Below are 18,632 nucleotides of genomic sequence, written 5' to 3'. Positions count from 1 at the left end.
TTCCATCATGCCATTTTGCATTTTCACGCATTTCAAGTGTAATTGTCCTCTCATCAGCCGAAGGGGTAAATGATTTTATAAGAACAGGAACGGGCTCATTGTTCGGGCCGACACCGATAAGAGGATCATAAAGCATACAGTTCAACCGCATGGCGATACCCGATTCCGAAGTGATCGGATCGAAGGATTCAGGCATCTTGAATTCCAGATACTGGAGTTCTCCGTATACCTGAGGCTCCTGGGCATACGGACAACGCATAAAAACACACAGGGCTGCCGGGATCATTATGATAATTTTCCACAGTATTTTCACTCGGAGGCGAATCAGAGCATTCTCACATTCCATCCCTTACTTTTCCTCCATCCAGATTCTTAAATGTTATGATATATATACCTGACATTGCATTCCGAAGCTGGAAAGCCCCTTTGTAAGCCTGGCTCAATGTCAACATCGATTGATTAATCAAGTCATACGACAACACATCGGGAAGGAAGAGAGACCTCGAATACTGGAGGGTAAATTCCGGGTCATTGTCTTCAACAGTATGTTTCATGTCCGCATTGAAACCTCTGCTGAATTCCTCATTTGCATCCTGAATCCTGTTCTGCTGGAACAACACGAATCCCAGGCATCCGAAATAGGGCTGTAAAACAAGACGGCGGCCATCGGCCTTCTTTTTAAGCTGAAGAGCCTTGCGCGCCAGTTCCTCAGCTCCACCGAGATCGGTCTTCAGTTTTGCACAGACATATCCCAGCTCACGTAATACGATCGGATCATTCGATTTTTTGACTGTCTTCCATTCCTTGTCGGCTTTTGAGGAATCACCTGCCCTCCAGTATGCCTCACCCAGAAAAACCGAAGCCAGAGTATTCGATTTGTCTCCGCTCAATGTCTCGACAGCTTTCGATAGCTGCCCGAGTTCCAGATATGTTCTCCCAAGCCAGCAGACGGGCTGCATATTTTTTGAGGTGGACGCCAGAGAAAGGGATTTTTCGAAATACACTCCCGCCTTGGCATAAGCCATAACCGAAAATGCTTCAAGCAGAAACGGATCATACAGATTGATAACGGAATTTTCCATTCCCGCAATCGTCTCAAACGGTTTATCGAAATCAAAACCCTCAGCCAGTTTTCCCGCCATGTCATTGTTACCGGCCGCCGCATTGAGCGCTATCAGTGAGCGCCGGCAGAAGGGGTCGTTCCCGGCATACCCGGCTTGAGCGGTTATACCGGGGTGCCTGTATTTATTCTCGTGGAAAAATAAAAACTGAGCTTCGGGCTTGAGCGGCGGTAATGCTTCGTCAAGCAGCCGGTTCCAGTCCTCGCGTCCCTGAGTATTGCCTTTTTTGCAGATCGCAGCCGCTTGTTTCCACAGCTGTATACGTGCTTTATACAGGGGGTCCTTTTCAGCGGTTTCGGCCTGCTCGAATACCTTGACGGCGTCATCGAATTCACGGAGTGCATAATGGCATATCCCCTTATACATGAGGAGCCGTGAATTCCGGTTTATCGCCGGCATATCCTGAGCGAGCATTTCGTAGTAGCGTTTCTCAAAAAAAGCAGCTTGAACAAAAAGCTCATCATAAAGCGAACCGAGACGGTAATAATTCAATCCGATGATATAGTTTACTTCGGCGGAATTACCCATCGTTTCAAGCTGTCTGATACTGTCGAAGTACAGATGACGCGCATACATGTCACGGGGGTCCTGCGCCTGTGCAGTTCCGGTTATCATGAATATGGCGACGGTACACACCATGCATCCGATAATTTTAAGCGGGCGATGAAAAAACACCCGTTGCCCACACCCCCAAAACACGGAATCTTTTTTCATTTAACCACCAGCATTTTTCTGGATTTAACATAATCCTGAGTACGCATCTGATATATATAGATACCCGAAGAAGCCTGTCTTCCCTCACTATCTTTTCCATTCCAGATCACCGCATGGTTCCCGGGAGCGAATACAGCATTGTTGATAAGTGTATTGACTTCCTGACCCAGTAAATTATAAATCTTGAGAGACACGGGCGAAGCCACGGGGAGTGTGAACGTGATCGTCGTCGAAGGATTGAACGGATTCGGGAAATTCTGTTGCAGCTCAAATGCCTTGGGCAGAGAAGCGAGCAATTCTTCGACATACTGGTTTACATAATTCTCCGAACCCGCAAACACCTTGAATCCGTACGTGTACTCCTTATCAAACGACCGGAATTCATATATTTCATCTTCATCCATTCTGATTACTGTACCCCGCGATATATCGACCATGGCATAATGAATGTCAGCATTGGCGTCGTTTTTGAGCTCCCAGGAGAGATTTACTGTTTCCTTTCCGCCCGGCGACTGGTAACACATATCCCATGAATAGCCTTCCTGTCCGGGTTCCCTGAAGGAGGTACAATATCTCATATCGCCATAGCCTGACGTTTCCTCTTCAAAGTAGAGCGAACCGAGAGTGCCGACCTGCGGCGGTTCGAGGAAATTCCATGATTCACTGTCCTGCGGAATTACCCCGAGATAGTTGTTGGCATCCATATGGAAACCTGAATACACTGAAATCCGGCTTCCCCATCCCCCGGACAGAGCCTCTTCTATTGTTGCCGGCTTGGCGGCTATCACCGAAGCAGTATCCGAAGAAGCCTCGGAACTATAATGCACAAGAATGCCTCCCCATGGTTTGACCAATATGCCAAGCGCAGTCTGCCCCTTGAGGACATCTTTATCCCAGCCGGTCACGGCAGCTTTCCCTTCATCCTTCGCTTCTGTTTCTTTCCGGTACTGTTCATTCCACTGATACGCCTGTAATTTATCGGGAATTAGTTCGCCGCTTCCGGTTGTGATAAGCTTGTGGAGCGGAACCGTGTACTCATAGGGATTACCGATGAGATACCATCCGGTGTCAAGCGTGGTCTTATACTCGTCGCTCTCGACGACCGTATGTCCGGCAGGTAAATTCACCGAAATATTCTCGCCTATCTTCGGATCGGCTTTTGTCGGCTCCGTACCTACACGCTGAAACAGAAAATAAGCTTTGCCGGGTGCAAAATAATGATCATAAACAGTTTCTGTCGGTTCAATTTTTTTACCATCGGGTGTATACGTACCATAAAACCATGTATGGTCCTTCTTTGTATTTCCCAGCAATCCCAGCTGACCTGATAACAAGTTTTTAATCTGGGTTTCCTGATCCAGAACAGCAGGAACGGAAAAGATTGTCCACCGGTTATTCACGATGCCGTTCGGATGAGCGCTATCCTTGGTGTTCTTAACCGAAAATTCATTCTTTTTAACCATGATACTCAGGGTATCCGAAACGCCGTCCTCCAACTGCGGGTGAGGGTCGTGAACCGTTACATAATACCGTAATCCCACATCGATACTCGTCTGAGGGATTTCCGTCCTGAACCGGTATTCAATGTCCTTTGCAGGTTTTTCCGAACCCGCCGAACCACTCTTCATTTCAGTTTGTACCTGCCCGGATTCCGGTTTCTTTAATGATTCATAACTCGTATCAACAGACCACTCAGCGTCATCGGTTATATAGCGCATTATTGTTGTATCGGGTTTGGTTTCTCCCCCCGGCTTCCAGTAATGCAACACAACGGCAAATTGAGAATTAGTTACATCGGTAATAATATTCTTTACGATCACCTTGACAGTATATGGATTATCACTGGATACAGGCATAATCTGTTTCGTAGGGAATTCAGCAACAGGTTTGAAGCTTTCAAACGATATATCCAGGCCATCCGTATCCGGCAGACGTAATTCTTTTAAAGTGTTCTCCTCAGTATACTGAGCATGAATGCTCCCGTTATATTTCGACTGGCAGGAAAGAACCGTAACAGCATGTCCATTGCCATCGGTAAATACGCGAGCAGCACTGATCGTAGGCCTGACATTAAAATACAGTGGCATATCAGGGAACGTGACTTCCATTTCCGGTATCGGATTCCCGTATTTGTCTTTGAGAACTACCGTAACCGTCAGCGAATCGCCCAGGTTTGCTCTCTGGCTGTCAACAGTAAACGAGGACATCAGTGAATCGACATAACCGGGATTGAATACAACCGAAACGGTTTCTTTCAATGCTTTTTTAATCGAACCGGACAATCTGCTGTTTTTTGCGGATACTGTCATCTTCTTGAGACCGGACTTTGTGCTGCTGAATTCTGCGAGTATCGTACCGCCTGCATTTGTAACCGAACCCATGAACTCTGATTGAGTTATACCCTCTTTTATTTTATAATCTTCCGAAAAACCGGATATATCGATATCATCTTTTGAAACATCGGGGATCGGATTACCATACTGGTCACGAAGCGATATAGTCAGCGTCACAGGTGAATCAACTCTTAAGCTGTCGGGAGAAATTGCCACTGATGAACTATCCGCCGAAACATTGCCCGGCAAGAGCGTCATTTCTTTTTCCGTCAGGGGAACATCATCAGCCAGAACATTTATCATTATTTTTTCGGATTGTATATATTTCAAGTATGCCTGAATTCTTCCATCCTGCCCTGTTCTTTCTTTATCGAATCGAACGTTTTCCCACTCTGTATCGTTTATAGAGATTTTAATTTCATTGCCATTCACATATTCAATAGGATTTCTATTCTCGTCTCTTAAAACAATACTGACTAATAATGAATCATCAACTGATTGGGCAGTAACTTCGAGACCCGATCGAACAGGGCTGATTTCAGGTCGGAATATTATCGAAGGTTGAGTTTTTAATCTGATCTGTCCATCGATTGTAATCATGACGACTGCTTCACCGATATCGGTACTCGTGAATTTCGCTTCAATTATTCCCGATGAATCCGTTTTAATCGTTCCTGATGAATCTGTCAAAGACTGAGTAAAACCGATAGTATTAAAACCATCAGACGTGGTTCCGTCTTTGAGCTTATATGCGTTGATCGAGATATGTCCAGGGGTTAGATCGGGAATCGGATTTTCATACTGATCCTTCAATGTCAGGGTGAGTATTACCTCTTTCCTGATAGTGCGCACCGAATGAGAAAGCGCTACGTCTGAGCTTGCCGAATCGGGGCTGTCAGGATTGAATATGACGTCAATCGTAGAAATCAATTCTTTTCCCTTGATTTTTACCGGCACATGAGTCATACCTGCCCGATGAGTCGTAAATGTTGCAATGATAATACCATCCGAATTCGTTGCCCCGGTAGTGAACTGCGCGCCAGTCGTCCCGTCACGCATGATAAATTTTTGAATATCAATATCACCCTGAGCAATATCCGGGATGGGATTCTCATGCTGATCTTTCAGCATGATCGTTATTGTTGCACGTTCGTTGACCTTCAGAATTTTCGGATCAACCAGAACCTGAGACTTTATAACATCTATCGCGCCATGTACGAAAGTCACTGTTATTGGTGTTTTTGTTAATGTTTCACCGGCTTTCATCCTGACTATAATGTTCAGTAAACCCGGCTTTGTATGGAGGAGCTTCAACAGTATTTCACCTTTTTCGTCTGTGGTTCCCTGTCCTGTCGTAAATTCCGTAACAAGTCCGTTGACAAGGAGTTCCAGACTATTTGCCGGAATGTCACTGATCGGGTTGTTATACTTATCCGCGATTCTGACCGTTATTCCCAGTTCATCATCGACAGTCATCTCGGGTGTCGAGATAACGACAAGAGAACTATCGGTATTAATAGTACCCGGTTTAAAAGTAATAACGGGAGTGTTCGTGAGCACTACACCATCGGCGGTCACCGTAATTGAATGTATCATCGATTTGGTGCTCGTGAATGTGGCGGAAATAAGGCCCGTCGAATCAGTTATTGACGATGAAAAGGTTTTTTGAGTAACGCCGTCTTTCAGAAACAACGAGATGTTTATAGCAGTGTTCGAAATATCGGGAATGGGATTCTCGTAACGATCTTTCAGGGTTATGGTCAGGGCGGCTGTCTCATCTACAGTCAGGATGTCCGGGGCAACCGCTACTGTCGATTTTTCGGGATCGACCTTTCCGGGTTTACAGATTACCGCTCTCGATTCCATGAGTATTCCCGATACGGTCACCGCGAGTGTTTTCGTTCCCGATTCTGTCGGAATAAAAACAGCGTCGATCTTCCCATTAACATCGGTGGTAACTGCGGAAAACGTAACTTCAGGTTGCTCCCCATCAATGGAAATGATTATAACCTGCCTTGAAATCCCTTCTATCGGTTTCCCTTCCTTATTGTTTACCGTCAGAGTGATTGTCGCTTTCTCACCGGCAACCAACGGCTCGGGATTGATTGCTATCCTTGAAGAATCGGAAGCCACTTCGTATTGCATGAACGTAATTGTCGGTGTCGGATCGTTTCTCAATTCCGTATCGGATACCCATATTTTTATCGTTTTCTTCCCCGGAGTGAGACACGTGAATTGCGCGGCGATAAGTCCGTCGTTATCGGATATCTCATCGGTAAAATTGAAATCGACGATCTCCGGCTGCCCGTCGCTGTTTATCAGTGTTGGAGTTATTATGGTTTTAGGAATCCCGGGAATAGGTTTCCCTCCAGAATCAAGCAATTTTATTGAAAGCGTGGCTGTCTGACCGACAAAACGGGGATCGGGTGATGCACCGAATGTCGATTTCTGTGCATCGACCGGATATGCAGTGAATTTCACTTTTGCGGGGATATTTAATTCCGTACTCACTATAACGACCTTTATCGTTCTTTCCCCGGGATTGATACTGGTGAACGATATCTGTATCGTACCATTTTCATCTGTTTTAAGCGCGGAAAATGATGATTTATCGAGTTCCAGGCTGTCCACGAAAACGGAAATGTATTCATTGGACAGACCGGCCAGAGGCTTTCCTTCGGTATCCAGAAGTGTCAAGGTAACCGTGGCCGATGTTCCGACCATCAGGGAATCGTCTTTTACGGCAATAGCGGATGTGGCGGAATCCGGTAAGGGAATGAATGTCACTGTCGGCCTTGCTTTCAAAAACGTATCTTTTATGGCGACAGTCATTATTTTTTCACCGGGGATATTACTGGTAAACCCGGCTGTAATGACACCACTGTCATCGGTTACCGCATCGGGTGCGAATCTGAAATCAATCGACTCCTCTCCCCCGTCGGTTTTACCGTCTTTAAGAACATATGCGGTGATTTTAATATCATCAGGTTTAATATCAGGGACAGGATTATCATCGGAATATCTAAGAGTCATGGTAATTGTCGCTTCAGCGCCGATCGGCAACGAGGCTGGTTTTATCTCCACGAGAGATTTTTCAGGATCGGCAGGTACCGGAGTGAACACTATCACGGGATGATCGTCGAGCGCTGTTCCGTTTACCGTGACAGTTATGGTTTTTTCTCCGGCTGTTTTGCTTGTCAGCGAAGCAGAAAATATGGAGGTACTGTCCGTTGACGCTGATTTCAATTCAATGGATTCCATGTCAGGTCCGGTAATGGTGATAATTATTGAATCGGGTGATGCCCCGATAAACGGGTTGCCGTCGGAACCGGTAAGGGATATGGTAACTGTCGCATTTTCACCGGCCTGAACGGAATCAGGAGCAACTGTAACGTGCGAACGAGCAGGATCAACTATCACGGGTGAAGTGAAGATCACCCTGGGAGCATTTCCCAGCACTATGTCCTTAACGGAAACCACTATCTCTTTTTCTCCCGCTGCATCGCTCTTATAAGTTGCAGTAATTACACCTTTTACATCAGTAGCCGTTGTTAAATAGGTAACTGTGCCCTCGTCCTTTATTCCGTTCGAAGTACCATCTTTAAGTATATACGTGGTTATTGACACAAATTGACTGCCAATATCCGGTATAGGATTCCCGACACTGTCCTTCAACTCGATTGTTATTGTCGTTTCCTCGCCTGTCATCAGGGATACAGGATTGACGGATACTCGGGACTGTGAAGGATCGATCGTTACCGGAAGAGTAAAGGTCACTCTGGGCGGATTTATTAATACTGTATCCTTGACGGTAACCACTATCTCTTTTTCACCTGGAGTATCGCTCTTGTAAGTCACTGTAATCGCACCATTCGCGTCTGTCTTTGCACCCGGCGTAAAAGTGGCAATACCGCTATCCAGCGTTCCGCTTGTGGCACCATCTTTCACAACATAAGCGGTAATTCTGATGTCCTGGCTGCCGATATCCGGGATAGGATTCCCCTCATTGTCTTTCAACTCAATTTTTATCTCCGTTTCCTCTCCTGTCCACAGGGTGGAAGGAATGACGGTTACAAGCGAACGTGCTGGATCAATCGCAGCCGGAGGAATGAATTTCACCCTGGGCGGACTTCCTAAAACCACACCCTTTACGGTAACCATTATCTCTTTTTCCCCGGGAGTATCGCTCTTGTATGTCGCAGTAATTACGCCATTCGTGTCAGTTTTTGCACCCGGAGAAAATATGATCGTTCCGTTATCCCGTATTCCGTTCGTGGCGCCGTCTTTCACTATATAAGCGGTAATTGACATGTCCTGATTTTCAATATCCGGGACAGGATCCCCTTCATCATCTTTCAGCTCGATTGTTATTGTTGTTTCCTTGCCTGTCCATAAAGTGGAAGGATCGACAGTTACACGCGATCGAACGGGATTGATCGTTATCGGAAGAGTAAAGGTCACTATCGGCTGCGCTTCGAGTTCCACATCTTTCAGAGTAACACGTATCAGTTTATCTCCGGCACTTTCGCTTATAAATCTCGCAGTAATTACACCATTTACATCAGTTTTTGCTTCCGGTGAAAAAGTAATCGCACCGTTATCCAGAGTACCGTCCATATCACCATCTTTCACGATAAAAGCGGATATTTTAAAATCCTGATAAGGGATATCTGGTACGGGTTTTCCGCTGCCATCCTTCACCGATATCGTTATCGTTGTTTCCCCGCCAACCAGCAGGGATGATGGTTCGACAGTAACTAAAGATGCTTGTGGGTCGATTGGAAGAATAAAGGATACTGTCCCCGGGGAATCAAATACAACATCCCCGACAGTGACCATTATCAGTTTTTCTCCCGGTATGCTGCTGATATACGCAGCCCGAATGGCCCCCTGATCGTCTGTTGCAGCCTCTCTGAACTGAATTGAACCACTGTCTGTTCCCTCGGTACTACCATCTTTGAGTATGTACGATGTTATAGTAATATCACCTGATGGAATATCCGGTATCGGATTTCCATAACTGTCTTTCAGATGTAATTGAATTGTCGTTTCTTCATTTACATATAATTGAGAAGGAGTAATTTCTATTGCAGAAGATGGGGAAACCGGTCCGTGTAGAAAGTTATATTTAAAACTTTTAATTACATCATTTTCAACACTTATTTCAATAGTGACATTTATCGCCTTGGAGTGAGAGAACTTGTATTGAATGGTTCCATCATTATCAGTATTTGCTGCTGTAAATCTATCATCATCAATAATAATTTTTTTATCGGTAGAATCTTTGAATGAGACGATAATATAATTGGATTGAATACTCAATGGTTGATTATTACTATTATGCAATGTCATCGTGATAGTTGCTTCTTGTCCAACTTCAATTGAATCCTTTGGGGAGATTTGAATTTGTGATTTATCCGGATCAACTATTCCGGCAAATGCCGTTCCCGATGCCAAACACATCATGCCTATCAGAAATGACCAGCAGAATGATTTAGTTTTCATGGTTATCCGTCCGAAAAGTAAATGAATGATTCATAGTACACACTACATGTTCTGACAGTATATCAGTTTTAAATTAGTATCAGTTACTTGTTTGACGGTAAATCAGGTATCGATCCGATCGGCGGAAGCGGTTTATTGCTTTCTCCGCCGGGCAGCGCAAAATAGATTCCTGCAATTCCGGCGCCCATAATGGCATAGTATTTTTTCTGTTTGTACCACGGATTCCCGGAATATGGATTTTCAGGACGGTTCAACCATACGGCATCGACGAAATCACCGGTCGAATTAGGAAAATAGCTGCCGCCGATATCCATGGTATGTAAACAGTAACTGAAACCTTCAAGAGCGACAAATGCCGCCCGGGGAAGTTTACCGTTCTGGGTCAATAGAAAGATACTGCTGTTTTGACGGGTACCGGCATTGACAACTGTCATGTAATCTTCCTGGCTGCGCCCTTCTTCCCAGCCTTTAATATCCGCGGCGATTATCGGGAAAAAAGTTGCGGCATCATACCTGACAAACAGGATGGCTTGAGAGTTGGATCCCCACATCGGTCCACGGTAATCGGGAACAACATCAGCCGCAAAAAACTCGTGTTTGCCACCAACGATGTTTAAAACGGGCTTGACAGGACGACCGCCGTCAGGTGCCCCGAACGTACCCCATTCGATATTGACTTTCTCACCGAGACCGGTTAAATCCTCAAAATTACCTGTTCCTTTTTCTTTTTCCGTTTGTTTTAACTCGCTCGTAATATAGTAGGCAAGCTTCGTACCGTCCGGAGACCATGAAGGATTTGTTTCCTGCTGTTTATCACGGGGTACTGTCAATCGTATGGGACCTGCTGTCTGCATATATTTTTCATCCCTGAAATCATACATCGCGATTCCAAAGTTCTCCACTCCGGTACTGACTTCTTTCTTGAATTCGGCAAAAACGAGAATATTTCCGCCGGGATGCCATACAGGGTCCCTGTCCTGGAGCTCGTTTGTCGTAAGCCGGCGCAATCTGGCATTCTGGGGATTTTTTGAGCTTATCACTCTGTCGATATTCTCCAGCAGGTAGATATCGCCGTTACCGGTTCTGGAAGAAACGAATACAATTGCATTTCCATCAGGACGCCATCGGGGATAAGCATCAACGGCATCATCGGTCGTCAGGCGTATCGGATTATCGATTAACGTAACAGGTTTACCCGATTTGATATATCCCAGATAAATATCCAGATTTGCGGAATTACCGCTTCCGACGAATGTAAACCACAGGGTATCATTTTCAGGCTGATTTGGCCGCCATTGCAGCTGATCATCATTGCCCGTTATAATTCTCCATATGGTTTCATCTTTCTGAGATGTATCCGATTTTATACTATATAACGAATCAGTTTGCGTATCGACAATGAACAGTAATTTCTCTTCAGCGCTTTTTGTCACTGAAAAAGCTATGAAATTTGTGTAGAGGGGATTAATTACCGGTGAGGTAATGCGCCCGCCAAAGTTTCTCTGACCTGAGTCGATAATTTTTTTTGCATTGAAAACAATCGTCTTCTGGGAACAAGCAGTATGCGGAAACGCCCCGAAATATCCAATTCCCAGAATCAGCAAAACCAGTAAAAATTTTTTACTATTCATGATAATCCTGCCTTGCTTTATATCATTGGTCCTGTGATCTCAGCTTCAGAGAGATTTCAGCAACTCCACGGAATTCGTTGCCTGCTCTTTCAGGTCACCCAATCCCTGAAAACGACCGTTGTCTTGAGGAACGAAATCAAAAAACTGGTTCCATTTATTGACTGCTTCCCTGACAAGCTGTGTTTTCCTGCCTTCCGTGAGTGTAGTAAGATTCTGTTTTATGGTCTCTGTCAATCCCATTGCATCATAGAACCGGCATTTTGTCGCGAGCTCTTCACGCTGGTTTGGTTGAACTTTTTCAATATAAGTCAAAACCTTATTATAGTTTTCAGATGCTTTTAAATATTCATGCTTCGAATAGTAACATGTTGCAAGATTGTAATATGCAACAGCATGATCCACTTTTAAAGAGACGATATCGGAATAAATTCCTATACTCTTATCCCACTCCCGCTCAGTCTGATACACCGTCGCTATGTAATATTGCGCTCTCAGGTACTCATCAAATTCCAGAGGAGATGACCCTCGTTTTATCTGGCTCAATGCCGCTATCGCCTCGTTGAATTTTTTTTGTCTGATATAATCAGTACCCTGCTTGAGTGTCTCCTCATTGGATAATGAATGCGTTTCCAGCGAAATATTGTATTGATTCTGCCCCTCAACTACTGTGCTTCTCATGCTGGAGACCGGCCTGATGCCTTTTGCAGGAACAAAGGTCGCCTCTACAACATCCCCGGGATCGGCAGCAAATCGGAATTCCGCGATCCCATTACTGTTTGTCGGCTTGGGAGGTTGTTCAGTATTCTTATATTTAAGAACAACCTGCAATCCGGATACCGGTTCTCCACTGTTCGTCTTGACCGAAACGTTAAATATTTTTCTTGTATCCACTGTTGCAACCGCTACTGGTCTGGATGGAGCCGGTGTTGTTTCAGCCGCTCTTTCCGGCGCCCGCGTCACGGGAGCCGCGGCGGCAACACTCGGCTGTTCGCCGGTTCTCGTGGCATTACTGAATTTATACACGAGCGATACATCGGGAGAAACAGTATCTGTTTTCACTTCAAGCCATGTCATATTCGGCGGCGTCACACTCATGGTGTTATCATCACCATAAGACAGCGTGATATCAAGCGGCTTATGACCATCAAGCACAGCCCGAACACGCAAGGGCATACTGGTTTCCCAGTCATATCCCAGAGTGCCGGTAATCTCACGGTCATCAACATATATGTGCGTCTGAGAGTTATTCGATGATATTTTCACTGTTTTATGGAATACAAAATGAACTTTATTATCATTTTTTGCGAGTTCCTTCAAGTTCAGCTCGGCAGAAATCGGTATGAAGCCCGGCAACTGAAGAGATACCTGAAACGTTTTCAGCGGATCAGGAATAACCGCAGGAGTTTTTCCATACGATTCCCCATTGATAGTCAGCTGGGCATCCTGCGGAAAGGACGTGATCCTCACTTTTACCGGTTTGAATATCCGAGGCAGTACTGTTACCATGCCAACAATAATAAGGATAATTGCAACACTGATAAAAATTAACAACTTTTTCGAACGTTTCGGTGGTAAAGATTGTTTGCGACCGGGGAGAGTACCCCTGTAATCCTGCTCAGGTCTTTGCGGCTGTTCATAGGGAATCTCTTCTTCTTCATCAGCATATGCCGGGAGAGGAGTTTCCTGACAGACTCCGTAATTCTTGGTTGGCTCTTCAGTTTTTGTGGAAGAAAGTCCAATTGATTCATTATCGCATTCCACTATTTCCTCAACGGAATCTGCAATCGATCCGCCGATACTGAAAATCTTATCCCATAAAACCTTGAGACATATCTCGCGGTTATCAACAGTCAGCTTAATACCATGCTTAAGGTTACGCTCTTCTGCCCACTGCTCGATCTTATGTAAGGACGAATCAGGGTCGGCCGCATTCGTATGAGATAAAAAATCATTACGTTCATCGATTTTTTTCTGGAGCCATTCCAAATCATTTTCAATTTGGATTCTCCGGTTGCCCGATTGAGGTGCTGATAATTTGGAAGGGGTGATAATACTTTCCATCTGAGCCAGTTCATCAGAACGGATCGGTCGTTCATCTTCTTTAGAAATCTCACCTCCGAAATCCATCATCGGCACAGAGGATTCTTCCTTGTCCCGGTCTGATTTGGCATGTTCCTCCAGGATATGGGAATTGGTTTCGACATCTTTAAGAAAAGCTGTGAGGTTTCGACGCAGTTTACACTCGGATTTATCGGTCATCGCATGCATTATATCTGTCTGCATCTGTTCTGCGGACGCATACCGTTCGTCCTGATTCAATGCTATGGCTTTTAAAATGATCGGACGGATGGAATCAGGCACCTGATTCTTTTCGAACAAACCGGGTAAATCGATATCCTGCTCTGCGATCTGCCTGATCAGGCTTACCTCCGAGGAAACTTCGTCTTCCCTGAAAAGCCGCTCACCGGTCAGCAGTTCATACAGCAATACTCCGGTGGAATAAATATCAACACGATGATCAAAGGACCTTTTGTTTAACTGTTCGGGAGAGATGTAGCCCAGTTTCCCCTTGACAAAACCATCGACCGTCCTGGTACGATTTCGCATACTCCATTTGGCAATGCCAAAGTCAATAATTTTCACATAACCTTCATGCGATACCATGATATTCGATGGCGTTATATCCCGGTGGATAATGTTAAGGGGTTGTCCATCTTCATTTGTTCGCGTATGGATATACTCAAGCCCTTCGCAAATCTGCAAAGCGATATAAAGAGCCAGATCGCTGGGTAACTGTTCGTGGAGAACATGTAATTTTTCCGTTAACCGAAGTATACTGTATCCATGGATATACTCCATGATAACAACAAATTGGCCGGATTTATCCCGTTTAAAATCAAAGACATTTACTATATTCGGATGACCACGGAGCTGTGAAGCAATCATGGCATCATCATATGCGATTCTGTACTGTTTATCCCGGTCAAATCCCTGGTTTTTTATTACTTTTAATGCTACATGGATGCCCAGTTCATTATCTAAACCAAGGTATATAGATCCATATCCGCCATAATCAAGTAATTTTCCGAACGTATATCTCGGTTTTTCCATTTTTCACTGACCTTTAAGGGTTAAAGAGTCCTGAATGCTTTCAGGACACTGATATGTGCCGTGCCCAAGAGAAACCGGATAAAACCAATAACATCCTGAAGGAAAAAAGTTCAATATTTTGACTGACAGCACGAAATCAACAAATATATAACGATTATTGACACCGGAATATTGTGGTTATAATACCCGGAGACAGATTGTTACTTCATACCCCTGCACAGGAAAAACAGGATTATGTTCAGCGAAGGCAATACGTTGTTTTTATGAATAATCATTCAATTGTTAATAGGACGGTATTTTCATCACCATAACGATCGGGAGTTTGTTTTCTGCCATTCAGTATTTTTTCAGACCAGAAAGGAACTCCCGTGTTTTTATCAGAAACTGTCTTATATATTTCTCCGGCTGTGATTGATACCGGTCCCGTAACTTTTTCAGGTATGGAATTCAGCTTGTCACGAATGGCTTTAAGAAAGAAATAGGTAAAGAATCCATGTTTCCGTTCATTAAACGAATTGGCAATCTCTCTTTTTTGGCAAGCTGCAAAGGCTACAGCATTCTTCTGTTTAACAAACTGATCGGAAACCTCAATCCCGACAGGGCGGGCATCATCAGCCCCGCTGAAACATGCGTCAATCACCACAACGAGTGAATGTGCTTCGAGCTTGGCAAGATTTGAATACAGCAGTTCAATCGGATATCCGCCGTCAACGAGATCGGTCGGTTTGTTGCCAACATCAACGGGCACCAGATACCCTTTTATTTTCCCGTCCTCGTCGGGATTAGTATTGGGTGCACCATGCCCGGAATAATAGACAAATACATCGGTCACCCCTTTTTCCACTTTATCATATAACTCTCTTCTATATGAAGATTCGGTTCCGAAAATACCCTTTAAATCCGTGGCGGTTGTATTTTCCCTGTAAATAATATTTCTGTAACCGAATGTTTTTTCAAGATATGTTTTTACTGTTTTCGCATCACTTATCGCGAATGTTACCGGTCCAAGCTTCGAGTAATCGCGGTTGCCGATCACCACTGCCACACCATTGTGCGGCTTGGCATTTCTCGCAGGCGGGACATCTATTTCCCGTAATTCATCAAGGTTCACCGTGGAATAGGGATTGATAATACCCTTACCAAACTCAGCGATCGGACCGTTCATGACAAGTTCAAGCGGGAATGTTTTCCGTGCAGGCTCATTTTCTTCCGACAGCAGTACAGATGTCGGCAGATATTGCGGAGCTCCCTGAGAAGCGGAGAATTTAAATGAAAAACTCCTTTCGGCACCGGGAGGCATGTTACCGAGATTATATCTGTCACCCGATCCGTCGACTGGGGAAATATTCGAACCGTAATCAACTTTTGCGCTGACACCGGTTGCAGCTCCCTGTCCGTTGTTTTTGACCACCACTGTCACTTCGATTTTTTCTCCGGGCTGGATCATGTTGTCCGGTTTGCTGGTCAACTCGGTTATATGCCTTCGTGCAACAACGAGCTCCGATGGCGCAAACGCTTTTGTTTTAACGATAAAGAAGTAAGGATCGGGAATTCTGGCCGATTCTCCTGTAAGGGAAATCTTCACTGTCACATTGTCAGTCCCGACATTGTTATCGGCGGAAACCGGAATGGAAAGGGTTTTCCGCTCATTCGGGGAAAGAACGGCCATGCTGCTTTCGCCGATCGATAAACCAGGCGCAGGATTTTCCTGACTTACCGTGGCACTAAGATTATGCGCTCTGCTGCCGCCGGAATTAACCACCACCAGATCGATACTGCCGGTTTCTCCGGCATCGAGCATACCGTTGCGGGAAGGTTCATTCATCTGTGTACTGACCACCTGGATTTCGGAGGGGAGACCTGGTGTCACAGCGGGAGGTTGTATACCGGGCTGTTCTGTTTTTTTGCCCCAGATAATATACGTTTTGCCGCTTTTTTCCTTACCGGAAACTCCCGCGTATGCCGCTCCGACAATCACATCACCGAACCCGTCCCTGTTGATATCACCACATGCAACCGCACAACCCAGAAAATTTCTGTCACCGGAACCGACAATCTGCACAATTCCCGGCTGCTCTTTTTTTAAATCGATTGTTCCATTGATTAATTTCTTCCCGCATACAATATAGGTTTTCCCCGTATGCTCTTTCCCGTTGAAATTTCCCAGCGAAGCTCCGATGATGATATCGACACAAGAATCATTATTGATTTCACCGGTACATACGGCATCACCAAGCGAATCATCCGGTTCAGCGCCTATTATCCGCACCATTCCGAATTTGTAGGCTTTTACATCGATTTTTCTTTCCGGATTTTTACTGCCATATATTATGTATGCTTCTCCGGCATCGGTTCGACCATCCGGACTGCTGAACGGTGCCCCGGATATGACATCGGCATACCCGTCATTATTGACATCGCCGACGCAGAGCGATTCACCGAGCGAGTCGCCCGAAGTGTTGCCGATGATTCTCGTCATCCCCGATGATTGCTTATTAACATCGATTATACCCGCAAGGGTTTTCTGGCCGTATATGACATAAACCTCACCGGCGTTCACTCTCCCATCGGGATCACTGAACGAAGCAGTTACAACAACATCATCAAAACCATCACGGTTTATGTCACCGGCAGCAACGGACTTACCGAAACCATCACCGGTGTTTCCCCCGCAGATTCTTACTGTCCCTGAAAGATTCTGCGATAAGTCGATGGTACGGGGAAGTGAATTATTACCCAATACGATATACGATTCACCGGCGGATGCTCTTCCTTCGGGCGAAGCCCCGACCGCTCCGACGATCACATCATCATACTTATCATTGTTGACATCACCGACCGCAACCGAACAACCCAGCAGATCATTACTGTTTCTGCCTGATATCCTCACTATACCCGGAGTATCATCCGCAAGATCGATCAAAGACGGAAAAGGTCTTTTGCCATATATTACATAGACTTCACCTGTCTTTTCTCTCTTTTCGGAATCGACTGACGGCGCACCAAGAATAACATCATCAAATCCATCATTATTGATGTCGCCCACTGCGACCGAACTGCCTAAAAGACCGCCTTCTTTTCTCCCCATGATTTTTACGATTGAGCCTGTATCCGACTGTATATCTACAGCGGCGGGTAAAGGGCGACCACCCAGTATAATATAGACAATTCCGGCATCATTCCTTTCAACGGGATCAGCCCATATCGCACCGATAATAATATCCTGGTAACCGTCATTATTTACATCACCCACACAAACAGAACGTCCACACAGGTCATTTTCCGCTCCACCGGCAATGACAGCCAGTTCACTGTATTCATGTGCGCTCAAATCTATTGTTGAAGGGAAAACATTCTGAGTATTCCCCATGCGCGCAGAAAAAAATACATTAATGACGCAGAGCATCCCTAGTGTAACAGTACGTACCATGCTCACTCTTCTGTTCGGTGTCTTTAATATTATTTTTTTACCTTATATATATAATTCCTTGGTATTATAAATTATAGTCTTAACATAAGTATATGTCAAGTATGATTTATACAATTTTTTTCGACAGTCAGCTTATCCGATGCATCCGTTTCAGCGTTTTCCGCAACGAAAAAGGAATAAGTCGATGCTGTCATCATGGAGTCGATGTGAATAGCAATGAAGGAGAACAATATGGTACAGATATTGTTGTAGATATTACAGTTAAGAGCATTATGTTCAGCGGGACTATGGCCGTTCTTCTCTGCGTTTAAATATATAGATTGCGGGGAGAAGCATAAACGGAGGTTAACAGAGGAAGAATTATTATACAATTCCTATATTTAGTTTTGTCTTTCTTTTTCTTGATTATATAATTCACATAATCATATTCCATTCCCCCGCGCGGAGGGAAAGCGGAGTGAAACACATAAACTGATGTGATACGATGGGGCCTTTATTATCCATTATAAAACGGCCTGATCAACCCTGTTCTTCGCATTTTACGAGTCAATCGCCTCTTTGAGTCTGTCGTAGAGAGTACTCACCGGAATCCGTTCTTTCACGTTACGGTCTTTTATCCTGAGTTCGACAAATCCTTCTTTTACATTCCTTTCGCCGACAACAACGAGAACGGGAGCTCCCGTGAGGTCTGCATCATTGAATTTGACTCCGGCACGTTCATCACGGTCATCGATAATGACAGAGATGCCCTGTTTTATAAGGCTTTCATAAATTTCCCGTGAAAGGT

Annotated in this window: 7 protein-coding genes; all 7 read right to left on the bottom strand. The window is 44.8% G+C overall.

Annotation, left to right across the window (positions count from 1 at the left end):
* On the bottom strand, nucleotides 1–259 hold a 259-nt coding region (locus tag LLG96_16995; protein ID MCE5251904.1), incomplete at its 3' end, for a hypothetical protein.
* Nucleotides 260–335: 76 nt separating this feature from the next.
* Nucleotides 336–1,796 (bottom strand): hypothetical protein, encoded by a 1,461-nt coding sequence (locus tag LLG96_16990; GenBank protein MCE5251903.1) that lies wholly within the window; start codon nucleotides 1,794–1,796, stop codon nucleotides 336–338.
* Nucleotides 1,797–1,831: 35 nt separating this feature from the next.
* Nucleotides 1,832–9,007: a T9SS type A sorting domain-containing protein gene (locus tag LLG96_16985; protein ID MCE5251902.1), complete on the bottom strand. Its 7,176-nt coding sequence runs from the start codon at nucleotides 9,005–9,007 to the stop codon at nucleotides 1,832–1,834.
* Between the two features lie 749 nt (nucleotides 9,008–9,756).
* On the bottom strand, nucleotides 9,757–11,304 hold the full coding sequence (locus LLG96_16980; GenBank protein MCE5251901.1) for a hypothetical protein: 1,548 nt from the start codon (nucleotides 11,302–11,304) through the stop codon (nucleotides 9,757–9,759).
* A 45-nt stretch (nucleotides 11,305–11,349) separates the two neighbouring features.
* Nucleotides 11,350–14,415: a protein kinase gene (locus LLG96_16975; protein ID MCE5251900.1), complete on the bottom strand. Its 3,066-nt coding sequence runs from the start codon at nucleotides 14,413–14,415 to the stop codon at nucleotides 11,350–11,352.
* Nucleotides 14,416–14,686: 271 nt separating this feature from the next.
* On the bottom strand, nucleotides 14,687–17,845 hold the full coding sequence (locus LLG96_16970; GenBank protein ID MCE5251899.1) for a caspase family protein: 3,159 nt from the start codon (nucleotides 17,843–17,845) through the stop codon (nucleotides 14,687–14,689).
* A gap of 539 nt (nucleotides 17,846–18,384) precedes the next feature.
* A partial coding sequence (locus LLG96_16965; protein MCE5251898.1) for a proline--tRNA ligase occupies nucleotides 18,385–18,632 on the bottom strand: 248 nt, incomplete at its 5' end.

It is taken from the genome of bacterium, from assembly GCA_021372535.1.
Classification (GTDB): domain Bacteria; phylum Latescibacterota; class Latescibacteria; order Latescibacterales; family Latescibacteraceae; genus JAFGMP01.
Note: the sequence above shows the minus strand (reverse complement) of the source record. Positions and strands in the feature narration are given on the sequence as shown.

Excerpts from the sequence above, each read along its gene's own strand:
- LLG96_16980 (MCE5251901.1), bottom strand. The coding sequence starts at position 11,304 with ATGAATAGTAAAAAATTTTTACTGGTTTTGCTGATTCTGGGAATTGGA.
- LLG96_16975 (MCE5251900.1), bottom strand. The coding sequence starts at position 14,415 with ATGGAAAAACCGAGATATACGTTCGGAAAATTACTTGATTATGGCGGA.
- LLG96_16985 (MCE5251902.1), bottom strand. The coding sequence starts at position 9,007 with ATGGTCACTGTCGGGGATGTTGTATTTGATTCCCCGGGGACAGTATCC.
- LLG96_16970 (MCE5251899.1), bottom strand. The coding sequence starts at position 17,845 with ATGGTACGTACTGTTACACTAGGGATGCTCTGCGTCATTAATGTATTT.